The sequence below is a fragment of the Actinoallomurus acaciae genome (genome assembly GCF_042429965.1).
Classification (GTDB): domain Bacteria; phylum Actinomycetota; class Actinomycetes; order Streptosporangiales; family Streptosporangiaceae; genus Actinoallomurus; species Actinoallomurus acaciae.
Genome location: NZ_JBHLZP010000238.1, coordinates 1 through 21,419 on the forward strand (window position 1 = coordinate 1; position 21,419 = coordinate 21,419).

Annotated in this window: 19 protein-coding genes and 1 pseudogene; 10 read left to right on the plus strand and 10 right to left on the minus strand. The window is 68.7% G+C overall.

Features of this window, described 5'->3' with window-relative positions:
- Positions 1-164: 164 nt before the first annotated feature.
- The 4 genes from recF to dnaA all read right to left on the minus strand — a co-directional run bounded on the left by recF (position 165) and on the right by dnaA (position 5,707).
- Positions 165-1,286 (minus strand): DNA replication/repair protein RecF, encoded by a 1,122-nt coding sequence (gene recF / locus ACFFNX_RS27490; RefSeq protein ID WP_378208345.1) that lies wholly within the window; start codon positions 1,284-1,286, stop codon positions 165-167.
- 140 nt (positions 1,287-1,426) lie between these two features.
- A complete protein-coding gene (gene gnd, locus ACFFNX_RS27495) occupies positions 1,427-2,359 on the minus strand; it encodes a phosphogluconate dehydrogenase (NAD(+)-dependent, decarboxylating) (RefSeq protein ID WP_378208380.1) in 933 nt (310 codons plus the stop codon).
- Positions 2,360-2,399: 40 nt separating this feature from the next.
- A complete protein-coding gene (gene dnaN / locus ACFFNX_RS27500; RefSeq protein WP_378208347.1) occupies positions 2,400-3,521 on the minus strand; it encodes a DNA polymerase III subunit beta in 1,122 nt (373 codons plus the stop codon).
- Between the two features lie 440 nt (positions 3,522-3,961).
- Positions 3,962-5,707 (minus strand): chromosomal replication initiator protein DnaA, encoded by a 1,746-nt coding sequence (gene dnaA, locus ACFFNX_RS27505; protein ID WP_378208349.1) that lies wholly within the window; start codon positions 5,705-5,707, stop codon positions 3,962-3,964.
- Positions 5,708-6,020: 313 nt separating this feature from the next.
- Here dnaA and rpmH point away from each other — a divergent pair, with 313 nt between their 5' ends.
- From rpmH to ACFFNX_RS27530, 5 genes are read left to right on the plus strand one after another with little or no spacing between them, the layout of a single operon-like run.
- Complete coding sequence (gene rpmH / locus ACFFNX_RS27510; RefSeq protein WP_290104786.1) at positions 6,021-6,158, plus strand: 50S ribosomal protein L34; 138 nt, start codon at positions 6,021-6,023, stop codon at positions 6,156-6,158.
- Between the two features lie 12 nt (positions 6,159-6,170).
- Complete coding sequence (rnpA, locus tag ACFFNX_RS27515; protein WP_378208352.1) at positions 6,171-6,530, plus strand: ribonuclease P protein component; 360 nt, start codon at positions 6,171-6,173, stop codon at positions 6,528-6,530.
- A complete protein-coding gene (yidD, locus tag ACFFNX_RS27520) occupies positions 6,527-6,823 on the plus strand; it encodes a membrane protein insertion efficiency factor YidD (protein ID WP_378208354.1) in 297 nt (98 codons plus the stop codon). Before rnpA ends, yidD begins: the two co-directional genes overlap by 4 nt.
- Positions 6,824-6,833: 10 nt before the next feature.
- Entirely contained in the window at positions 6,834-7,895 is a 1,062-nt protein-coding gene (gene yidC, locus ACFFNX_RS27525; RefSeq protein ID WP_378208356.1) for a membrane protein insertase YidC, read from the plus strand.
- Positions 7,896-7,938: 43 nt separating this feature from the next.
- Entirely contained in the window at positions 7,939-8,439 is a 501-nt protein-coding gene (locus ACFFNX_RS27530) for a Jag family protein (RefSeq protein ID WP_378208358.1), read from the plus strand.
- Between the two features lie 62 nt (positions 8,440-8,501).
- On the opposite strand, the gene ACFFNX_RS27535 is transcribed toward ACFFNX_RS27530, so the two are convergent.
- Entirely contained in the window at positions 8,502-8,834 is a 333-nt protein-coding gene (locus ACFFNX_RS27535; protein ID WP_378208360.1) for a DUF6458 family protein, read from the minus strand.
- A gap of 227 nt (positions 8,835-9,061) precedes the next feature.
- On the opposite strand from ACFFNX_RS27535, the gene rsmG reads away from it, so the two are divergent.
- From rsmG to ACFFNX_RS27560, 5 genes are all read left to right on the plus strand, one after another.
- Positions 9,062-9,769, plus strand: coding sequence for a 16S rRNA (guanine(527)-N(7))-methyltransferase RsmG (rsmG, locus tag ACFFNX_RS27540; protein WP_378208362.1), 708 nt, complete (start codon positions 9,062-9,064; stop codon positions 9,767-9,769).
- Positions 9,770-9,946: 177 nt separating this feature from the next.
- Positions 9,947-10,855, plus strand: coding sequence for a ParA family protein (locus tag ACFFNX_RS27545; protein WP_378208364.1), 909 nt, complete (start codon positions 9,947-9,949; stop codon positions 10,853-10,855).
- Between the two features lie 91 nt (positions 10,856-10,946).
- A complete protein-coding gene (locus tag ACFFNX_RS27550) occupies positions 10,947-11,909 on the plus strand; it encodes a ParB/RepB/Spo0J family partition protein (RefSeq protein WP_378208366.1) in 963 nt (320 codons plus the stop codon).
- A gap of 2,520 nt (positions 11,910-14,429) precedes the next feature.
- Positions 14,430-15,035 carry a type 1 glutamine amidotransferase family protein gene (locus ACFFNX_RS27555; protein ID WP_378208368.1) on the plus strand — a complete coding sequence of 202 codons (606 nt, stop codon included), beginning with the start codon at positions 14,430-14,432 and terminating at the stop codon, positions 15,033-15,035.
- A 1,785-nt stretch (positions 15,036-16,820) separates the two neighbouring features.
- Positions 16,821-17,423: a GNAT family N-acetyltransferase gene (locus ACFFNX_RS27560; protein ID WP_446678527.1), complete on the plus strand. Its 603-nt coding sequence runs from the start codon at positions 16,821-16,823 to the stop codon at positions 17,421-17,423.
- 299 nt (positions 17,424-17,722) lie between these two features.
- On the opposite strand, the gene trxA is transcribed toward ACFFNX_RS27560, so the two are convergent.
- From trxA to ACFFNX_RS27585, 5 genes and pseudogenes are all read right to left on the minus strand, one after another.
- Positions 17,723-18,043 (minus strand): thioredoxin, encoded by a 321-nt coding sequence (gene trxA, locus ACFFNX_RS27565; protein ID WP_378208372.1) that lies wholly within the window; start codon positions 18,041-18,043, stop codon positions 17,723-17,725.
- A 41-nt stretch (positions 18,044-18,084) separates the two neighbouring features.
- The gene (trxB, locus tag ACFFNX_RS27570; RefSeq protein WP_378208374.1) at positions 18,085-19,089 is read right to left on the minus strand and encodes a thioredoxin-disulfide reductase; all 1,005 of its coding nucleotides are present in this window, start codon (positions 19,087-19,089) and stop codon (positions 18,085-18,087) included.
- Between the two features lie 176 nt (positions 19,090-19,265).
- Entirely contained in the window at positions 19,266-20,009 is a 744-nt protein-coding gene (locus ACFFNX_RS27575; protein WP_378208376.1) for an RsmA family anti-sigma factor, read from the minus strand.
- Positions 20,006-20,626 (minus strand): RNA polymerase sigma factor SigM, encoded by a 621-nt coding sequence (gene sigM / locus ACFFNX_RS27580; protein ID WP_378208378.1) that lies wholly within the window; start codon positions 20,624-20,626, stop codon positions 20,006-20,008. The genes ACFFNX_RS27575 and sigM overlap by 4 nt, the downstream gene beginning before the upstream one ends.
- 183 nt (positions 20,627-20,809) lie before the next feature.
- Positions 20,810-21,419, minus strand: a pseudogene (locus ACFFNX_RS27585) (hypothetical protein); the annotation flags it as partial.

The window sequence follows — 21,419 nt, forward strand, 5'->3', positions numbered from 1 at the left end:
CCGTCGGGTCGCCGCCGAGGCCGGGCTCGCGCACCGGCCGGCGCCGCTTCTTCCGCGTCTGGCCCGGCAGCGCCCCGCGCTCGCGGGCGTCCGCCTTGGCCTGGGCCAGGGCCTCACGTGCAAGCTCGATGCCCGACTTTTCCACAGGTTGTGGATCAGGAGCCTCATCGGACACGGGTGATCTCCCCCTCGGCGACGTCATAGGCCGCGCCGGTCAGCCGCTCGGGCACGTCGGCGGGCACGGCCGCGGTGATCAACACCTGCTCGGCGGGCGCGACCAGCTCCGCCAGGCGCTCACGGCGCCCGGTGTCCAGCTCGGCGAACACGTCGTCGAGGATCAGCACCGGGTCGTCGCCGTCCGCGCGGAGCAGCTCGAACGCGGCCAGCCGCAGCGCCAGCGCGAACGACCAGGACTCCCCGTGGCTCGCGTATCCCCGGGCCGGCAGGTCGCCGAGCTTCAGCAGCAGCTCGTCGCGGTGCGGGCCGACGAGGCTCACGCCGCGTTCCAGCTCACCCCGCCGGGCCTCGGCCATCGCGGCCAGCAGCTTTTCCCCCAGCTCGGCCCGGTCTGTGGACAACTCCACGCCAGCCGAGGCGCGGTACTCCAGGTCCGCGACGCCACCCGGGGCGAGCGCGGCGTACGCCTTGGCCACCATCGGGCGCAGCGCGGCGACCAGGTCCAGCCGCGCGCCGAGCAGCTCCGCACCCGTACGCGCCAGATGGGTGTCCCACACTTCCAGCGTGCTGATGACCTCCGGGCCGGGCGCACGCCGGTGCTGGGCGGCCGATTTCAACAGGGCGTTGCGCTGCTTGAGGACACGGTCGTAGTCGGAGCGCACGCCGGCGAACCTGGGCGCGCGCACGGTCAGCAGCTCGTCCATGAACCGGCGCCGGTCGCCGGGGTCGCCCTTGACCAGCACGAGGTCCTCGGGGGCGAACAGCACGGTCCGCAGCATCCCCAGCACCTCGCGGGGCCGCTGCACCGGTGAGCGGTTCAGCCGGGCGCGGTTCGCGCGGCCGGGGTTGATCTCCAGCTCGATCAGCGCGCGCCGCTCGTCGCGGACCACCCCGGCCCGTACGATCGCCCGTGGCGCGCCCTGCCGGACCAGCGGAGCGTCGGTCGACACCCGGTGGCTGCCGTGCAGCGCGACATAGCCGACGGCCTCAACGAGGTTGGTCTTGCCGTGGCCGTTCGGCCCGATGAACGCGCTGATCCCCGGATCGAGGGCGATCTCCGCGGACTCATAGGACCGGAAGTCCCGCAGCGTCAGATGGGCGACGTACACCCAGACGAGAGTAGGGCCTGTCCGGCACGTTCGCCGCACCGACGCGTTGTCCCCAGGCTGTGCACAACCCGGGCCGGCCTGTGGAACAAAGGCCGTGCGGGCGGCCCGCCGCCTGTGGGGACCGCCCGCGTCGCACGCGATCAGGCCGGCGGAGTGACGTCGGCGCCGGGCGAGTCGGCGCCCTTGGCCGACTCCACCGCGTGGCCGCCGAACTGGTTGCGCAGCGCCGCGACCATCTTCATGGCCGGCGACTCGTCCTGCCGCGAGGCGAAGCGCGCGAAGAGCGCGGCCGTGATCACCGGCAGCGGGACGGCGTTGTCGACCGCCGCCTGCACCGTCCACCGGCCCTCGCCGGAGTCCTGTGCATAACCCTTGAGCTTGTGCAGATCCGGGTCGTCGTCCAGTGCCCGGTCGGCCAGGTCGAGCAGCCAGGAACGGATGACCGTGCCCTCACGCCAGCTGCGGAAGGTCTCGGGAACGTTCTTGATCAGGTCGCTCGCCTCGAGCAGCTCCCAGCCTTCGGCGTAGGCCTGCATCATCCCGTACTCGATGCCGTTGTGGACCATCTTGGCGAAGTGGCCGGCACCGACCTCGCCGGCGTGCACGAAGCCGAAGTCGCCCTCGGGCTTGAGCGCCTCGAAGATCGGCATGAGGCGCTTCACGTTCGCGTCGGTGCCGCCGACCATGAGCGCGTAGCCGTTCTCCAGGCCCCAGACGCCGCCGCTGACGCCCGCGTCCACGAAGCCGATGCCCTTCTTGTCGAGCAGCTTCGCGTGCTCCTGGTCGTCGATGTAGTGGGAGTTGCCCCCGTCGATGACCACGTCGCCGGGCTCGAGGACGTCCGCGAGGCTCTCCACGGTCGCCCGGGTGGCCTCGCCGGCCGGGACCATGACCCACACCGCACGTGGCGCGCTGAGCCGGTCGGTGAGCTCTTGGAGCGAACCGACGTCGCTGACCTTCGGATCGCGGTCGTAACCGACGATCGTGTGGCCGGCCTGGCGCAGGCGCTCGGCCATGTTGCCGCCCATGCGGCCAAGGCCGATCATCCCCAGTTCCATGTGAGTTCTCCTCAGAAGGGATCCCCGTCCCTTATGAGCGTAGTGAACCTGTGGATCAGCTCGACAGGCGGATCGGCATGATCAGGTAACGGTAGTCCGGGTCGGCTTCGTCGGCCGGCTTGCCGGTCATGACGGCCGGCTTGGTCGAGGTGGTCATCGACAGGCGCGCGACGTCGGAGCCGATCGCGCTGAGCCCGTCGAGCAGGAAGTGCGGGTTGAAGGCGACGTCGATGTCCTGGCCCTCCAGCGAGGCGCCGAGAACTTCCACAGCCTGTGCATCGTCACCGCTGCCGGCCTCCAGCACCACCTCGCCCTGCCGGAACGACAGGCGCACGGGGGTGTTCTTCTCGGCGACGAGCCCGACGCGCTTGACGGCCTCGGCGAACGGGCCGGTCTCCACCTCCGCGACCGAGGAGGTCTCCTTCGGCCACAGCGACTGGTACTTGACGAACTCCGCGTCGAGAAGCCGCGTGGTCGTACGGCGGCCGCCGCCGTCGAAGCCGATCATGCCTTCGCCGCTGCCGCCGGAGGCGAGGGCGATCGACACCTCGGCGCCGGAGGTCAGCGACTTGGCGGTGTCCGACAATGTCTTGGCGGGCACCAGGGCGACGGCGGAGATGTCCGGCTGCTCGGGCTTCCACCGGAACTGGCGGACGGCGAGCCGGTAGCGGTCGGTGGAGGCGAGCGTGACGGTCTCACCCTCGATCTCCACGCGCACGCCGGTGAGCATCGGCAGCGTGTCGTCGCGGCCGGCGGCGATGGCCACCTGGGACACCGCGGCGGCGAACTCGTCGCTGCCGACCGTGCCGGCCGCGGGCGGCATCGCCGGGAGGCTCGGGTAGTCCTCCACAGGCATGGTCAGCAGTGTGAACTTCGCCGTGCCGCACTTGAGCGTGACCTTGGCCCCGTCGGTGGTGATCTCGACCGGATGCGCGGGCAGGCTGCGGGAGATCTCGGCGAGGAGCCGGCCCGACACCAGTGCGGTGCCCGGCTCGTCCGCGTCGATGTCCATCGTCATCTGCGCGGAGACCTCGTAGTCGAACGAGGACAGCTTGAGCGTCTCCCCGGCCTCGATGAGCATGCCGGCGAGTACCGGAACGGGTGGGCGGACCGGCAGTGTGCGCGCGGTCCAGGCAACGGCGTCGGCGAGGACGTCCCTGTCGATGCGGAATTTCACTTTGGACCGTCTCCTGAGGTTTTGATCACCTGGGGTCGTGGAACAGATGAGACCGTACGGGGTTCATCCAATCGTGGCCCCGCGCGAGCCCCTACGTTCTGTCTTTCTCTTCAGTAGATAGAACAACAGTCACAGTCTTAGGGGCCGTGGATACTGGGGAAAACCCTCGTCTTCGCAGGTCATCGCCCAACTTTCTGTCCACCGCCGCTGTGCATCAAGCCTGTGTACTCCGTGGATGCCTGAGGACAGTCGCGAACCGTCCCCATCTCATCCACCGACGGTCCACCGTTCATCCCCATCTCATCCACCGGATCGGTGCCGCCATCCACATGGTTGTCCACCGGATTGATCCACAGAGTTTTCCCCACCCTGTGTAATCCACGATCTCTGGATAACCGGTGTGGAGAGCCTGTGGACGCCTGTGGACCGCTGGGGACAACTCACGCCCCGCCGTTGCGCGCCTGCTGCTTGATGCGGTTCGTCAGCTCGGTGACCTGGTTGTAGATCGGGCGCTTCTCCGCCATCAGCTTGCGGATCTTCTTCTCCGCGTGCATGACGGTCGTGTGGTCGCGTCCCCCGAACTGCTGGCCGATCTTGGGCAGCGACAGCTCGGTCAGCTCACGGCACAGGTACATCGCGATCTGCCGGGCGGTCACCAGCACGCGCGAGCGCGACGGGCCGCACAGCTGTTCCATGTCGATGCCGAAGTACGTCGCGGTCTGCGCCATGATCGTCGCCGCGGTGATCTCCGGGCCGGTGTCGTTGGGGATGAGGTCCTTCAGCACGATCTCGGCGAGTTGGAGGTCCACCGACTGCCGGTTGAGGCTCGCGAACGCGCTGACCCGGATGAGCGCCCCCTCCAGCTCCCGGATGTTGGTGGAGATCTTCGAGGCGATGTACTCCAGTACCTCGGGCGGCGCCACCAGGCCCTCCTGCACGGCCTTCTTGCGCAGGATCGCGATGCGCGTCTCGAGTTCGGGCGGCTGGACGTCCGTGATCAGACCCCACTCGAACCGGTTGCGCAGCCGGTCCTCCAGCGTCACGAGCTGCTTGGGCGCGCGGTCGCTGGAGATCACGATCTGCTTGTTGGCGTTGTGGAGGGTGTTGAAGGTGTGGAAGAACTCCTCCTGCGTCTGCTCCTTGTTCTCCAGGAACTGGATGTCATCGACCAGGAGGATGTCCATGTCGCGGTAGCGCCGGCGGAAGTTGTCGGCCTTGCCGTCGCGAATCGCGTTGATGAAGTCGTTGGTGAACTCCTCCGAGCTCACATAGCGCACCCGCGCGCCGTTGAACAGGCTCTGCGCATAGTGGCCGATGGCGTGCAGCATGTGCGTCTTGCCCAGGCCCGAGTCGCCGTAGATGAACAGCGGGTTGTACGCCTTGGCCGGCGCCTCGGCCACCGCGACCGCGGCCGCGTGCGCGAACCGGTTGGACGAGCCGATCACGAACGTGTCGAAGGTGTACTTGGGATTGAGCCGCGCGTGCTCTCCGGTGCCCTTGCTCTCGGCCGGTGCGGAGGGGCGCGGCTGCCAGCCGCCGCCGGGCGCCGACCCGGGCGTGGGGACGAACGGGTCGCGCTGCGGCGGGCCCTTCTGGTCGCCGGGATTCTGCGCCGTGGGCTGCTGCTCCTGGCGGTAGTGGCCGCCGTAGTCCTGGCCGTTCCTGGAGGAGCCCCCGCCGTAGTCCTGTCCGTAGTCCTGGCCGCCGCCGGAGCCGCCCGTGTAGTCCCGGCCGCCCTCGGAGCCTCCGCCGTAGCGGCCCGTGTACCGGTCGGTGTACTCGCCGTAGTGCTCCGGGGTGTACGGGCGCGGGTCGGCGGCCGGGCCGCGCAGCGTCTGGCCGGCGTACCCCTGTGGTTCGGAGGGATAGGGTCGCGGCTGCTCGTGGTCGGACTCGGGCTCGGCCGGCAGCGGCCGGTCGACGGACGGCGGCTGGTCCGGCTGCACCGTGACGGCGACCCGGATGTCGCGGCCGAGCTGGTTGGACAGCACCTGGGTGATCAGCGGCCGCAGCCGGTTCTCCAGTACGTCCTTGGCGAAGTCGTTGGGGGTCGCCAACAGGGCGGTGTCCTCGACCAGGGCCAGCGGCCGCGTCATCGCGAGCCACGCCCGGTGCTGAGGTGGGAGATCGCCCGGAAGGGCCTCGAGCGCCCTGGTCCATACCAGGGCGAGATCCAGACCGTCCATCCTTTGTTCTCCCCTCCCTCGGCAGGTGTGCGGCGACACGTCATTTCCCCGGCGTACCGCGGGCACCTGCAGTGGACCACTCTCTCATGCGTCATCCACAGGGTTGTCCACAAGTTGTGCACGGGGCTGGGGAACACGGTGGATAACTCTCGCCGGTTTGACCGCGAGGCAGCTCAGACCGTAACGTACGACGGTCGAGTCGCATCGACGGCGGTGCTGCGCGCCCGCAGGTCGCCGACTCCCGCAGACGGGGTCTACGCGCCAGTGATGCGACCTATACAACGTTGACCGCAGCACCCCTCTGGAGTCTCGAGTGAGCAAGCGTACTTACCAGCCGAACAACCGCCGCCGGCACAAGAAGCACGGCTTCCGGCTCCGCATGCGCACCCGGGCGGGGCGCGCGATTCTTTCCTCGCGCCGTCGCAAGGGACGCACCCGCGTCGCGGTCTGACCAGCGGTAGCCATGCTGCCGTCCGGAAACCGGATGCGGCGGCGAGAAGAGTTCACTTCGGCCGTCCGGCGCGGTGATCGGGCCGGGCGGCCACGTCTGGTCCTGCATCTGCAGCATCGCGACGACGTCGACGAGCCGGTACGAGTCGGTTTCACCGTCGGCCGGCCCGTCGGCGACGCGGTGACCCGCAATAAGGTGCGTCGCAGACTCCGGCATATCGTCCGTGAGCGCCTCTACCGCCTGCCAGCGGGTAGCCTGCTTGTGGTGCGCGCCAATCCGAAGGCGGCGACCGCACGAAACGACGAACTCGCCGCGGATGTCGACGCGGCGCTCGACCGGCTCCTTCGGCGAGAGGTCAAGAGGCGGAGATGACAGCGAAGCCGACGCCCGTCGCCCGGGCTTTGATGCTGCCGATCGTCTTCTACCGTCGATTCATCAGCCCCCTCTTCGGGCCCGTCTGCCGCTTCCAACCCAGCTGCAGCACATACGCACTCGTCGCGTTGCGACGGCACGGGGCGTTGCGCGGCGGGTGGCTGACCGTGCGCCGCATCGCCCGCTGTCACCCGTTCAACCCCGGCGGGTACGACCCTGTGCCGCCGCCCAAGGGCGAGGTACCCCCTGACCTCACGCCGCGGCAGAGCGGCACCGTAATCGGAGAGCACTAGGAGCCAGTCGGTGAGTCTCAGCTTCCTCGATCCGCTGTTCGAGGCGGTCGCGTGGGTCATCATCCAGATCCACGCCGGCCTCAGCTTGATCTTCCCTGCGGACAGCGGCTGGGCGTGGGGTCTGTCGATCTTCCTCCTGACGGTCCTCATGCGGCTCATCATCTTCCCGCTGTTCGTGAAGCAGATTCACGCGTCGCGGAAGATGCAGGAGCTGAACCCCCAGGTTCAGGCGCTGCGCAAGAAGTACAAGAAGGACAAGCAGCGCCTCAACCAGGAGATGATGAAGCTCTACCAGGAGGCGGGCGCCAACCCGCTCTCCGGGTGCCTGCCGCTGGTCGTGCAGTTCCCGATCTTCATTTCGCTCTACAACGTGCTGAAGGCCATCTCGACCACCACGTCGGGTTCGAAGTACGGCATGTCGGCGGACCTGATCCAGAGCGCCCGGCATGCGCACATCTTCAGCGCCTCCATCCCCACGACGTTCGTCGATTCGTTCCACGACAAGCACGTCGGCGCGATGATCGTCACGCTGCTGGCGGTCGTGATCAGCTCGACCACGACGTTCTTCACGATGAGGTCGAGCGTCGGCCGGTCGATGCAGTCGATGACGGCCGACAACCCGATGATGCAGTCGCAGAAGTTCCTGGTGTACCTCTCGCCGCTGTTCGGTCTCTTCGGCCTGACGCTGCCGCTCGGTGTGCTGATCTACTGGGTGACCACCAACTCCTGGACCCTGGCCCAGTCGCACTACGTCTACAAGAAGTACCCGATGGCCACGGCGGAGGGGCAGGCCGGCGCCGACGGGAAGGCGGGCACGGCCAAGACGGGCACCGCCAAGGCGGGTGCCGCGCGCACCGGCACCGCCAAGGCGGGCACCGCCAAGTCGGGGGCTGCCAAGGCGGGCGCGACCAAGACCGGCGCGAAGGCGAGTGTGCGGGCCGGCAGCTCCGTGGCCGGTGGCAAGGCTCGGAAGAAGGCGGATGCCGAACCGGAGCCGGAGGACACGCCTCCGGCATCGAAGGTCGTGCGACAGCAGCCGACACGGCAGTCCCGCAGCAAGAGGAAGCGATAGCGTGACTTCTCAGTCCAGTCCGAGTACCCACGAGGAGCCCGGTGTGAGCCAAGCCGAAGCCGAGACCACCGAGCCCGAGACGGTCGACGTCCAGGCGCTGGAGCAAGAGGGTGAGATCGCGGCCGACTACATCGAGGGCCTGCTGGACATCGCGGACCTCGACGGCGACATCGACATGGACGTCGAGGGCGAGCGCGCGATGGTGTCCGTCGTCGGCGCCACTCTCGATGAGCTCGTCGGCAAGAACGGCGAGGTGCTCGAGGCCCTGCAGGAGCTCACCCGCCTGGCGGTCCACCGCCGTACGGGTGAGCGCAGCCGGCTGATGCTGGACGTGGGCGGCTTCCGCGAGCGACGCCGGGCCGAGCTGAGCAAGCTGGGTCGCGAGACGGCCGAGGAGGTCAAGCGCACCGGCGAGCCCAAGCCGCTCGCGCCGATGACCCCGTTCGAGCGCAAGGTCGTACACGACGCCGTCGCCGCGGCCGGTCTGCGCAGCGAGTCAGAGGGCGAGGAGCCGAGCCGCTACGTGGTGGTTCACGCGGAGTAGGCCGGCATCACCGACCGTCGACGGTCCCGTCACACTGTGACGGGACCGTCTTTTTGTGGTCGTCACCGGATGTCCCGGCGTTCGTGGACGGTCCGGCGTACCTGAGCGTGGCCCGCGGGGTCGGCCGGCTCGACCACGGTCGGCTCGTCCTCGGCCCCTCTCATGTACGCACCGGGCTGAGGCTCGCCGTCGATCACATCGACGTCCCGCACCACGGCGGCGCGGCGCCGGGCACGCGGCCGCGTGTAGGCGAGCGTGATGATCAACATCGCGATGCCCACGATGATGAGGATCCAGCCGATCATCTGGACGTCGATCCCGCTGACGTGGAAATGGGTCGCGAACGCGAGGATCGCACCCAGTGCGATCAACACCAACGCTGAGCCGATACCCATGGTTGCTACCTCTCCTTCGACGGAACATCCATCGAAGGGGTACCCCTCGCTCGGCGGATATGCGTGTTAAGGCGCCTTCGTTCCTGACGGCGTACGTCCGCGCTGGTCGGAGGCGTCGAGCCCGGGGCGTTGCCGGGTCGGCGTTCGCGAGGACGCCCATGTGTGGAAGCATTCGATGTCGGTGGGAATCCCCACCCGTTCCCGAGTCGCTTCCAGAGCCTGTGACTATGCCATCACTTCCCGCGCCGTCGGCCGCCCGCGAGATCTTCGGTGACGCGCTTCCTCTCGCCGAGCGGTACACCGCCTTCCTGGCCGGTCCCGGCGTCGAGCGTGGTCTCATCGGACCTCGCGAGGTCGAGCGTCTCTGGGACCGGCATGTCCTCAACTGTGCCGTGCTGAGTGAACTGATCCCCGACTCGGCGAACGTCATCGATGTGGGGTCGGGTGCCGGTTTGCCGGGCATCGTTCTCGCGATCATGCGACCGGATCTGTCGGTAACGCTCCTTGAGCCACTTTTGCGGCGTACTGTTTTTCTCCAGGAATGTGTTGATCTCCTGTCGCTCTCTCACGTCACCGTACGCCGGGCGCGTGCCGAGGAGGTCGCCGGTGAGTACGCCGTGGATGTCGTCACCGCCCGGGCCGTCGCTCCCCTTGAGCGACTCGCCGGGTGGGCACTGCCGTTGCTCAGGCCGGAAGGCGAGCTTCTCGCGTTGAAAGGTGAGCGCGCGGCGGCGGAACTCGATGAAGCACGACCGGTTCTGGAGAAATTCGGGGTCCGCGTGGCAGAGGTACTCCACGTCGGTCACGGTAAGGTCGAGCCGCCGACGACGGTAGTTCGTGCGGTCGCGGGAAGGGTTCCGCAGTCGCCTAAGGGGCGGTCTGGTTCCCGTCGAGGCGGGCGTCGGCGCGGTGGAGCGCATGGACGGAAGAGGTGACGGTCCTTGACCACGGCAGAGGGATTGGGCTGGCCGGACCGAGCCACGCGGGCGCCCTCGGACGATGCGACGGGGCTCGGTTGGCCGTCGCAGGTTCCGTCGGCGAGTCCGCCGCCGCCTGCTCCTGATCCTGTCAAAGAGACGTCGCAGCGTGATCCGGCACACGGGGAGTCGAAGTTGGTAAGCGAGGCACTCAAGGCGGCCGAAGTTTCACGTGAAACGAGCCAGCCGATCGCTCAGGCGGCCGCGGCAGCGCTACGGGTGCAGGCGAAGCGCGGAGAGAAAGAGTGGCCCCGTCCCCCGCGGTGCCGCGTCATCACGATCGCCAACCAGAAGGGCGGCGTCGGCAAGACGACGAGCGCCGTCAACCTGGCCGCGGCCCTCGCGATGCACAACAACCGCGTGCTCGTGGTCGACCTGGACCCCCAGGGGAACGCCTCCACCGCACTCGGGGTCGAGCACCACAGCGACATCCCGTCCGTCTACCACGTGATCCTTGAGGGCGGGTCGTTCGACGACATCGTCGTGCCGGCGGAGGGTCTGGCGAACCTCTACTGCGCTCCGGCGACCCTGCACCTGGCGGGCGCCGAGGTCGACCTCGTCCCGATGGTGGCCCGCGAGTCGCGGTTGCGGAAGGCGCTTGAGGCGTACGACCTGGACAACTACGACTACGTGCTCATCGACTGCCCGCCCTCGCTGGGACTGCTCACGGTCAACGCGCTCACGGGCGGGAACGAACTGCTGATCCCGATCCAGACCGAGTACTACGCGCTCGAAGGTCTGAGCCAGCTGTTGCACACCGTCGATCTGGTCAAGCAGCACCTGAACCCGAATCTTGCGGTCTCCACGATCCTGCTCACCATGTACGACGCGCGTACGCGGCTGGCGGCACAGGTGGCGGACGAGGTACGCAGCCACTTCGGCGAACTCGTGCTCGGCACGGTGATCCCCCGCAGCGTCCGTGTGTCGGAGGCGCCCAGCTACGGCGAATCGGTTTTGACGTACGACCCGGGCTCCAGCGGCGCGCTCGCGTACACGGAGGCGGCGCGGGAGATGGCCTACCGCGGGGCGGAAGAGCGTAAATGAGGACGCGGTGCCGGTCCGCCCGTACGCTTGACCTTCGCGGTGTGAGTGAGCCAGGGCGGCCGCCCGGCGCTGGGGGCATGGAGGGTTCGAAGTGAGTCAGCAACGACGCGGGCTGGGCAAGGGCCTGGGCGCACTGATCCCCACGGCACCGGTGCCGTCCGCGGACCAGGCGGCCACGAGTCCGGCACCGCCGTCCGCCGACGGCGAGGGGCAGGAGCCGATCCTCGTCGCGGGTGCGCACTTCGCCGAACTCCCCATCGAGAAGATCACCCCGAACCCGCGTCAGCCGCGAACGACGTTTGACGACGAGGCGCTGGAAGAACTCGCGGCGTCGATCAGCATCGTGGGCCTGCTGCAGCCGATCGTGGTCCGCGAGCTGAGCTCGGGCGAGTACGAGCTCATCATGGGCGAGCGCCGGCTGCGCGCCTCGAAGCTGGCCGGCGTCGAGACGATCCCGGCGATCGTACGGGACACGTCCGATGACGACCTGCTGCGCGACGCTCTCATGGAGAACCTCCACCGGCAGCAGCTGAACGCCCTTGAGGAGGCGGCGGCGTACCAGCAGCTGCTGGACGACTTCGGCGCGACGCATGAGGAGCTGGCGACCCGCATCGGCCGCTCCCGGCCGCACATCACCAACACCCTTCGCCTGCTGAACCTGCCGTCGGCGGTGCAGCTCCGGGTCGCGGCCGGGGTACTGAGCGCCGGCCACGCACGGGCGCTGCTGGGCCTGGACAGCGCGGAGATGCAGGAGCGGCTGGCAACGCGCATCGTGGCGGAGGGCCTGTCGGTGCGTGCGGTCGAGGAACTGATCGCCCTGGGGGAGGCCGGCGACACGAAGCAGGCCGCTCGCCGGAAGGCGGTCAACAAGCCGGTGAACCCGCGCATCCAGGAACTCGCGGCGGAGCTCTCGGAGCTTTACGAGACGAAGGTCAGAGTCGACCTCGGAAGCCGCAAGGGAAAGATCGTCGTCGAGTTCGCGTCGCTTGAGGACCTGGAACGCATCATCGACGCGATGAGCCCCGGCTCCCGACCGGGCGCCGATCCGCAGTAGGACCGCCGGTCACCGCTTCGCGTGTGTATGGGCTGACCCCTGCCAGAGCGTTCGTCCCTCTGCTGCATGGCGGTGACAGACGAGAGCTGACTGTCGGCCTTCCCTGCGGCGAGCGCGCCGCTGCGACTCGCGTATTGGTCGTGGCGTCTTGGTGAGTGTCCGGCGGACCACTTGCTGTCGCTCTCTGGTCGAAGCCGGCCTGGGCAGAGGAGCGCCGGTGATCGTGGCGTGACGGCCTCGATGGGCTCGTCATCACCCCAGCCGCCCAGGGCCCGACACCTGCCACGCGACGAGTACTCATCCACGGCCCGCCCGGTCGAGCACCAGGAGGGCGGTGGTGCTGTTGGACGGCAGCGCCGCGGCGGTGGCGGCTCGACGTCCAGGCCGTCCAGTGGGGCGACCAGGGCGGCGGAGGTGACCACGACCTCGGCGTAGCCGCCGCTGTATCGTCAGCGCGAGCGGGGAACGTGCTTGGTCCGGATTCCGTGTGGGCGTCGAACTGTGGGAGGAGCACCTGGCGGCCGTCGTCGTTTCGTGTTGCTGGCTCGCCCGACACGGGGGCGTGAGATCGGCCGCCAGGACGCCCAGGGAGCTTGGCCCCGTCGCGCTGGCCTCCACACGCTCCGGTGTCTCTGTGCTGTGGTGCCGCTCCCGCTGCCCGGAAGCCACGACGACCTCGGCGGCCGCCGCACGACTTCCCGCCCCCGCATCGACCCGCCCAGCGAGAGGACCACGCCCACCGTGCCCAGGCCGACCGCCTGCCGCCGATCACCACCCATAGCGACATCCGCGGCCAGATAATCCAGACCGGCCGCTAGCACCAGACCTCACCGCGTCGGCCAACCATTCCAGTCCTTAAAGCGAGTGCCCCCAAGTAGAAAGCTCCCCATCGACGTTCATCCGGGCGACCACGAGGCGCGGGCACCGACGACCGATGCAGTCGCCGATCGGAGGAGGGGGCGTCGGCGCTGGTGCTACCGGAGCCAGGCGGCCTTGAGCGCGCCAGACGACATACGTCCGCCTATCTCTGCCAATCGAGTATCTGAGCACCCCGGCGAGGTATGTCTTGTACCCGCCCAACACAGGGCGCGGAGCGGTGTGGCCATGCATCGCCGATAGCACCTGCCGACTGCCCGGGACGCGGCGCTCGCTGCCGCATGCTCGGCAGGGTCGTCTCGAAGTCGATCAGCATCGCCCGGGTCGGCGTCACGACGATCCGGACCATGCCGTCGTAGAGCGAGCGGACCTCCTTCTCCCACTCGACCCGCTACTCGGCCGTCTGGCATCAGCGGTGGCTTGGACGGCTGCGTTGTTCAAGCGCCAGCGTCGGCTGGCGTTCCGACGGCGAGTCCCCCCGTTGGGGCGCACTCACAATGAAAGACCGGAGGCCCGCCGATCATGCGCTGGAGGAGACGTAATCGTGCTCCTCGCTCATGCTCGATGAGGTCCACCGATCGCCGTTTCACGTGAAACAGCGGCCGGTGGATCACAGCGCAGCCACCTTCGAGGAGGCCTGCCGATCCACCTACGCGGTGTCCACACCGAGCGGCGGCTTGAATGCCAGGAGGCCTGCGTGACGGGGCCGAGCTCACTGGACGTCCTGGCGGCGGATCTCGCTCGCCCGCACGGGCGAGCTGCCGATCGACCGCGGATGCGGGAATGGGGCCCAGGATCTCAGGTGCCCACGCGGGCGAGCGGGCCAGGAACGCCGGCGGCCGCGACGTGATGGCCTCGGCCGCCCCGTCACCACCCCAGCCGTCCCGGACCCGGACATCCGCCGCGCGACGAGCACTCGCCCACGGCCACACCCCCAACCGACCGCCTGCGGAGAACGACTGGCCGCCGTCAGTCCGGATCGGCACCACAGCGCAGAGACACCGGAGCGCATGGCGGACGCCTTCAGACGATGCCGGTTCGTAGGGGTGTCGTCCCAGCCCGCTCCGCTGCGTACCTGTCGCGCGCCGCGTCAGCGTCCTGAAGCGGACTGGCTGATCGCCTCGCATCCAGCCACCGGTTGTGGGCTCTCAGCACTTCTCGCCGCCTCTCCGGTCGCTGCGCATTCTGTGGGGGCCACGTCGTCGCGTCACCGCCAGCCATCGTTGAGTCGGACGCGGGACCTTATGTTCCGCCGCGTCCTGTCTCGTGACCACCGGGCTCGCGTTTCACGTGAAACGGCGACTGTGGATCGCGGCGCAGCCACCTTCGAGGAAGCCTGCCGATCCACCAATGCGGAGATCTCTGGCCGCTACGTACTTGTGGGCCCGCGCTGGCGGCCTTCGTTGGGTCAGACGTGGGGATCCATGCTCCGGCGGTCGCCCACCGTATTGCGTCACCGCAAACGGGGGCTCCCGTTTCACGTGAAACCGCGGTGCGGCGTCGACGCCATACAGCGACGAGCCACCCGCAGACGCCGGACAGCTTCACCCTGATCGCCAACCCCGGAATTGGGTGATGGGGGAGCGAGGCGGTCACAGGGTCGGGGCTCCCGGGCACGGCCGGGTAGCGGTCCTCAAGGATGCGGTGGCGGCCGACGTGCCGTCCGGTTGGCGGGTGACCGCGCGCACCCTGGAGTCCAAAGGCGGCCATGCTGTCATGCCGTACCGCCCGGCGCCTGCTGCGGAACTGCTCGTCGAGTTTCACGTGAAACAGCGCTTGAGCGCCGAGGCGACCTTCAGCCACCGACTTCTGAGTGAGGCGTTCAGGGCCAGCTCCGTCCCCGCCGCCCACGTGCTGGACCCGAGTCGGCCCGACGGTCGTGTCCAAGTAGTAGTCGCCGATCCGCCTGCGGCGCAGTGTCCCCGCGCCGACGTGCTACTGGTGCCCGGCGGTCCCGGGGCGCGCCGCCGCGTCACCGACGAGCCGCTGCTGACGTGGATCCGCCGCGGGGCGACGACCGAGGCGGCCGGCTCCAGGCGGACCGACTCCTCGATGGCGCCGGCGAGCAGGGCGGGATCCTCACGCACCAGCGCGAGCTTGTCGTTCGCGCGCGGCCCGCACTTCTGCTTCGGCGCGCACCCGCCCAGCCTGTTCCTCGCTGCGAGGCCGATCGTGTTGTGCGATGCCGAGATCGGAATCGACGGTGGAGACAAGCTCGGCGACCACCCTCGCTCACCGCACGATCCGTGAGTTCGGCGGTGCTCTGGGACTGCATGCTGCGGGACGCGTTTCACGTGAAACTCCCATGGACGATCGCCGCCCAGTGGACCTCCACACCGTGACTCAAGGCGACCTGCGGCTAGGCGCCCGGGGTAAGGCGGCCGTTCAGATGTCCAAGCGACTCCCGTGGACGCCGTTCCCGACGCTGTAGGCGTCTCCTAGGGGGGCCGTTCCAGGCGGCTAACGGACTGGTGCTACTGCCGGACGCGCGTGCCCGCGTACCGTCATGGAGCCGGCTGTACTTCCCCCCGCCTCCGTGACCTTCGCGTGGTGCGCGTCGAGTGAGATACCGCGCCGACGCCTCGCCGCCCGGCCCGCTACCGCCCTTGGCTCGCTCCCCCGAGTCCCACGCTCATGCCCGCCGCAGCCAGATTGGCGTGCTGCCAGTGCTCGCCGAAACCTACGACGGGTGCCCGTCGGCCAGTGTTCCGGCAAGCCGCGTTCTGCGGCCGGTGCCCTGCCGGTCAGGTATCCCGCCGTGCTGGCTATCCGGTGGTCCGCGATCGACGGCCTGCATCGGTGGTCTGTGATCCGGTGGGCGGCGTTCTGGTGGTGAGCGATCCGGTGGGCGGCTCTGGTGGGTGCTGTCTCTGTGGTGGTCCTGGCGGCCCGAGAACGGGCGGGCGCCGGGGAAGTCTTCTTCCTCACGGGCTGCGGTAAGGAGATCCGGAGCCCTCCGCACCGGCTCGGGCGCGAGCACCGATGGGGCGAGGGGAGGCAAGGCGAGGGGAGGCAAGGCGAGGGGAGGCAAGGCGAGGGGAGGCAGGATGGGGCGAGGCAGGACGGGGGCGCGGGCACCGGCAGGCGTGCGAGGTAAGGCGAGGAGAGGTGGCCGCAGCTCTCACCCCTCGGGATGCTGCACAGGGCAGCGGGCACAAAGGCGCCGAGATGTGTGGTCGACCGCAGGGACCAACGCCAGGCTTCGAGTAGGTGCCGACGGTCGTTAACGGCTTCTGCGATCTGATCTGCGGCCTGTTGGGCGGCGCCGGGGCCGCGCCCGAACCGCGATCGGCGTGTGGGCCCGGTCGATTACGGTGCCGGTCGATGTGGGTGGCTGGGCTCGGCGAGGGGGTCCGTATGCGGTGCGGCCGATACCTCGACCGACCGTAGAGGTAGAGCGGTCTGGGGGAGTCACCGGTAAGAGCGTTGGCGGGCCGACTCCGGCTCTAGGCGAGATCACGGTGCCAGACGGGCTGACGACCTTAGGCAGGCTCACGGCCGGGTTCACGCTGACGGCCGGGTTCACGGTCCCGGGCGGGTTCACGAACCCAGACGCGTTCGACCTCCGGTGGGTCACGAAATCCGGACAGGCCCTCGGCGAGCGGCCCCCCTGTGCTCTGCCTCGGAAGAGCCCTACCGCACGCGCCTGGGCGTCCAGGAACGCACAGACGTGGGTTCACAGCCCCCTGGATGGATTCGCGAGCCCGGGAAAGACCAGCGGTCAGCGGGCCATCCTCGTGCCGCTTCGGGAGGGCCCTACCGCACGTCTAGGCGTCCAGGACCGCATAGACGCCACCTATGGCGTAGTGGCTTGTCATGCGAAAAGGCGTCGATCGGGTCGCGGTGCCGCTTCCCGAGCTAATCTCAGAGGCAACAAGCCTGGGACCCGCTCCGCGGACGTATGGATCGACGGCCGCGCGTCTGGTGATAACAGAGTTCGAGAAGTAGCTCTAAGATCTTCCTGGAGCGGGAATAGGTCCTGATGATGGAGGCGCTCCGCCCAAGAAGGGGGCCTGGCCGGTGTCGCGTCGTCTGGTGAATATCACGCTCGACAACGTCGAGGATCTGCCGACCCGCTGTCGCAAGTGCGTGTTCTGGGAGCTCGACCCCGTCAGCATGCAGCGTGCCGAGGACGCCGGGGATCCCGCGCTCGAAAAGGAAGCCTGGATCTCCTCCACGCTCCTCGAGTGGGGCAGTTGCGGCAAGCTCGCCTACGTCGACGGTGTGCCGGCCGGATTCGTCATGTACGCGCCGCCGCTCTACGTTCCGCGTTCGGTCGCGTTTCCGACCAGTCCGGTCAGTGCGGATGCGGCGCTGCTGATGACCGCTCACATCATTCCCGAGTTTCAGGGTGGCGGGCTCGGGCGCATGCTCGTCCAGGGCGTCGCCAAGGATCTGACTCGCCGGGGCGTACGGGCCATTGAGGCGTTCGGGGATCTCAGGTGGGAGAAGCCCGGCTGCGTCCTGCCCGCGGAGTACATGCTCGCCGTCGGGTTCAAGACCGTCCGGCCGCACCACCGCTACCCGCGCCTCCGGCTCGAGCTCAAGTCCGCCGTCTCCTGGCGTGAGGACGTCGAGGTCGCCCTCGAACGCCTCCTCGGGTCGATGTCCCCCGAAGGCGCCCTCCGCCCCGTCTGAGACCCTCTGAAAGCCCGCCACCGGCCGGCAAAGCAAGGCGACACGCCGCCCATAATCAACATCAACGAGTCCCGGCGAACCCCCCGGCCCCCTCCACCCCGTACACACACCGTTTTGCCACCTCAGGCGCCCCACAGGCCTCGGAGGCCCCATCTTTAACCGATCACACCAGTGCGACGCCGTTCGGCTGCCAGCGGCCCTCTCACGAGTTTCGCCAGGTCAGAGGGGTAAAAACAGCTCCGGCCCCACGTCAGAGACGTGGAGCCGGAGCTGATGAGGCCGCGAGAGCGCGGCGGTGTTCAGATGAAGTCGGCGAGATCCTTCAGGAGCGCGGCCTTCGGCTTCGCGCCGATGATCTGCTTGACGACCTCGCCGCCCTGGAAGACGTTGAGCGTCGGGATCTGCATGATGCCGTAGGTCGCCGGCACCTTGGGGTTCTCGTCGATGTTGATCTTCACGACGGAGAGCTTGTCGGCGTGCTCGGCGGCGATCTCTTCAAGGATCGGGCTCACCTGGCGGCAAGGGCCGCACCACTCAGCCCAGAAGTCCACCACCACCGGCTTGTCGCTCTTGAGTACCTCGACGTCGAAGTCGGCGTCGGTGACAGCCTTGGTTGCCACGGGGATCTCCTAACTCGTGCTGAGGAATGACTGGGCGGAACTCACGCGCGCTGCGGCTTGACCTCGGCCGGTGGCTGCTCCGGCAGCTCGGCCGCGCGTTGCTCCGTCAGCTCCGCCGTGCCCTGCTCCTGCAGCCAGCGCTCGGCGTCGAGCGCGGCCGCCGAGCCGGTGCCGGCGGCGGTGATTGCTTGACGGTATCGATGGTCGACGACATCACCCGCCCCGAACACGCCGGGGAGCCTGGTCTCGGTCGTCGGCGCGTTGACGCGGAGGTATCCCTCCTCATCGAGGTCGAGCTGATCCGCGAACAGCTCCGTGCGTGGCTCGTGCCCGATGGCGATGAACACGCCCGAGACATCAAGCGTGCTCTCCTCGCCGGTCTTGACGTTGCGGGTCCGTACGGCCGTGACACGGTCGTCGCCGAGAATGTCCACGACCTCGGAGTCCCACAGGAAGTTGATCTTCTCGTTCGTGAAGGCGCGGTCCTGCATGATCTTGCTGGCCCGCAGCTGGTCGCGGCGGTGGATGACGGTGACCGAGCGGCCGAAGCGGCTCAGGAAGATGGCCTCTTCGAGGGCGGAGTCGCCACCGCCGACCACGGCGATCTCCTTCTCGCGGAAGAAGAACCCGTCGCAGGTCGCGCACCAGGACACACCGTGCCCGGACAGCCGCTTCTCGTTCGGCAGCCCGAGCTCGCGGTACCGCGACCCGGTCGAGATGATGACCGCGCGGGCCAGATAGGTCTCGTCGCCCACCTTGACGACCTTCGGGTTCGCCGCCAGGTCGACCTCGGTCACGTCGTCGGTCACCAGTTCGGCCCCGAAGCGCTCGGCCTGCTTGCGCAGGTTGTCCATGAGCTCCGGGCCCTGGATGCCGTCCGGGAAACCGGGGAAGTTCTCCACCTCGGTGGTGTTCATCAGCGCCCCGCCGGCGGTGACGGCGCCTTCGAAGAGCAAGGGCTTGAGGTCACCACGCGCGGCGTAGATCGCGGCCGTGTAGCCCGCGGGCCCCGACCCGATGATGATCACATTACGCACGTCGCTCACAGTCGCGCCTCTTTCCGATCCTGTCGGCGAAGCCCGTGTCGATCACTTTGCTTCGCAGTACGAGTAAACCGATCCTAGGCCGCCCGGATTCCCGCACCGTCAACCGGCACCGACGAGCATGAGAAAGGGCCGGCCCGTCCCCGAAAGGGGAAGAGCCGGCCCCGTAGATCGATCGGTCAGCGGTTGACCGACTGGTGCGCCAGCACGTCCGTGTCCGAAGCCGAACACCGGACACCCACGACCCACACGTCCGCGTGACCGGCGTCCTGGCCGGGCAGCGCGATGACGGTGGCCGGTCGACCCTCGTACGTCGCCGAGTCGACGAGCAGCGGAACCTTTCCGCCACTCACCCGTGTCACGCAGGCGCCGAGTGCCTCCGGCGCGCTCAACGCGTGATTGCCGCCCGTGGCGGGCTTCGCGAGAACGCGCGTGATCTGCGTCCGCAGATCCTTCGAGGTGTACTTCGTGCCCGAACGGACGACGGTGAACGGAGCCGCCGGGGCGATCGCCGGACCCGGTGCCGAGTGCGGGTGGTCCGCAATCGGCGGCTGGGTGCCCGGCGCGCTGCTGGAGCTTCCGTCGTCCAGGACGGTACGGACGGCGGCGGCTCCCCCGCCTACCAGTACGATCGCCGCGGCAGCCGCAGCGATGTACTGAAACCGGCGGTGCGGCCGGCGCACGGGTGCGTGCGAGGCCGCTTCGGCGGCCAGCGCCGCATCGAGCCGGTCGACGAGATGCGCGGGCATCGGTGGTGCGGGCGCCCGCGCGAGAACGCGGGAGACCTCTGCCACCTCGGCAGCGCGTCGGCGGCAGTCGTCGCAGGCCGCCAAGTGGGCCTCAGTGGATGTGGCCGTGGCGTCGTCGAGAATCCCCTCGGCGAAGTCGGCCAGCGCTTCATAGTCAAGGTGTGCGGCAGTCACGCGGGTTTGCCACCTCCTTCCTCCGCAGATCTGACGTCGGAGCCGTCGCCCTGGTTCCGAAGGTGGCCAAGAAGCGGTGCGAGTCGCGCGCGGCCGCGCGCGCACCGGCTCTTGATCGTGCCCGGTGGTACCTCCAGGACCTTGGCCGCGTCATCGACGGCGTACCCCATCATGTCGACGAGGACGAGCGCCGCCCGTTGCTCGAAGGGTATGCGCTGCAGCGCCTGGCTGACGTCGAGCGACAGTTCGTGCGCCGACGTCGGGTCGGGGTTCTTGGGGGCGACCGAGTCGAGTGTGGCGTCGTCGCCCATGGGCACGACCGGCCGGATCGAGCGCCGGCGCAGCCGGTCGAGGCAGGCGTTGACGACGATGCGGTGCAGCCAGGTCGTCACCGCCGCGTCGCCGCGGAACCGGCCGGCCGCGCGGTAGGCCGACAGAAACGCCTCCTGCAGCGCGTCCGCGGCCTCTTCCTGGTCGCCGAGAGTGCGCAGCGCCACGGCCCACATCCGGTCGCGGTGCCGCTGTACGATTTCTGAGAAAGCGTCCGGATCGCCGTCGGCGTGACGTCGCAGCAGCTCCTTGTCCGGAGCAGCCTCGACCGAGCGTCCCCCACGCATGATCGCCATAGTCCGTCAGCCCGTTCCGTCGAGGGCATCGTCGCTGAACGCGTGCCGGACCTGCCCAAGCCTTCCCGTACCGGTGTGAAAACGACCGCGCATGGCGGTCTCGGCTACTCGGGGGATCATCAGCACGCACACGATGGTAGTCGTCTGCGCTCGATCATGCCCGATGTGACGGAATCAGCCGGTTCCGTACACCGCGACGTCGCGTACGCGCGCCTTGAACTCGCCGATGTTGGGCAGCTTGGTGAAGTACAGCGTGACATAACGGCCCTTGGCCTGCTTGCCGTTCAGGGTGAAGGACCCGGACGCGTCACTGGTGTCGATCTGCTGCGTGCCGTGGTCCGGTGAGTCGCCGATGTGCAGCTCGACGGTGCCCGGTGTGCCGCCGGGCATCAGCACCTTGACGCTGGAGACGGTGACGGTCTTGCCCATGTCGAGGACCAGGCCGATGCCGGACCGCAACTTGCCGAAGTCGGCCCCGTTGTAGTGCTGGGTGGTCCAGTAGCTCGACTTGCTGCCGTCGATGGCCTTGCCCAGGTCGCTGCTGGCGGCGCCGTCGACATGGGGCGCCCGGTTGTCGGCCAGGGCTCTGCTGACGGTGAGCTTTTCGGCCGCCGGCCTGGCGGCCGTGCTGGTCTTCGTGCCTGCCTTGGGGTTCGTGCCGTCGCCGCCACCGCCGCCGAGCTGGGACAGGCCCCAGCCGCCGAGGGCGACGAGGACCAGGACGCCGACCACGATCGCCGCGAGCACGGGCCTGCTGATCGAGCCGACGCCGCCGCCGGAGCCG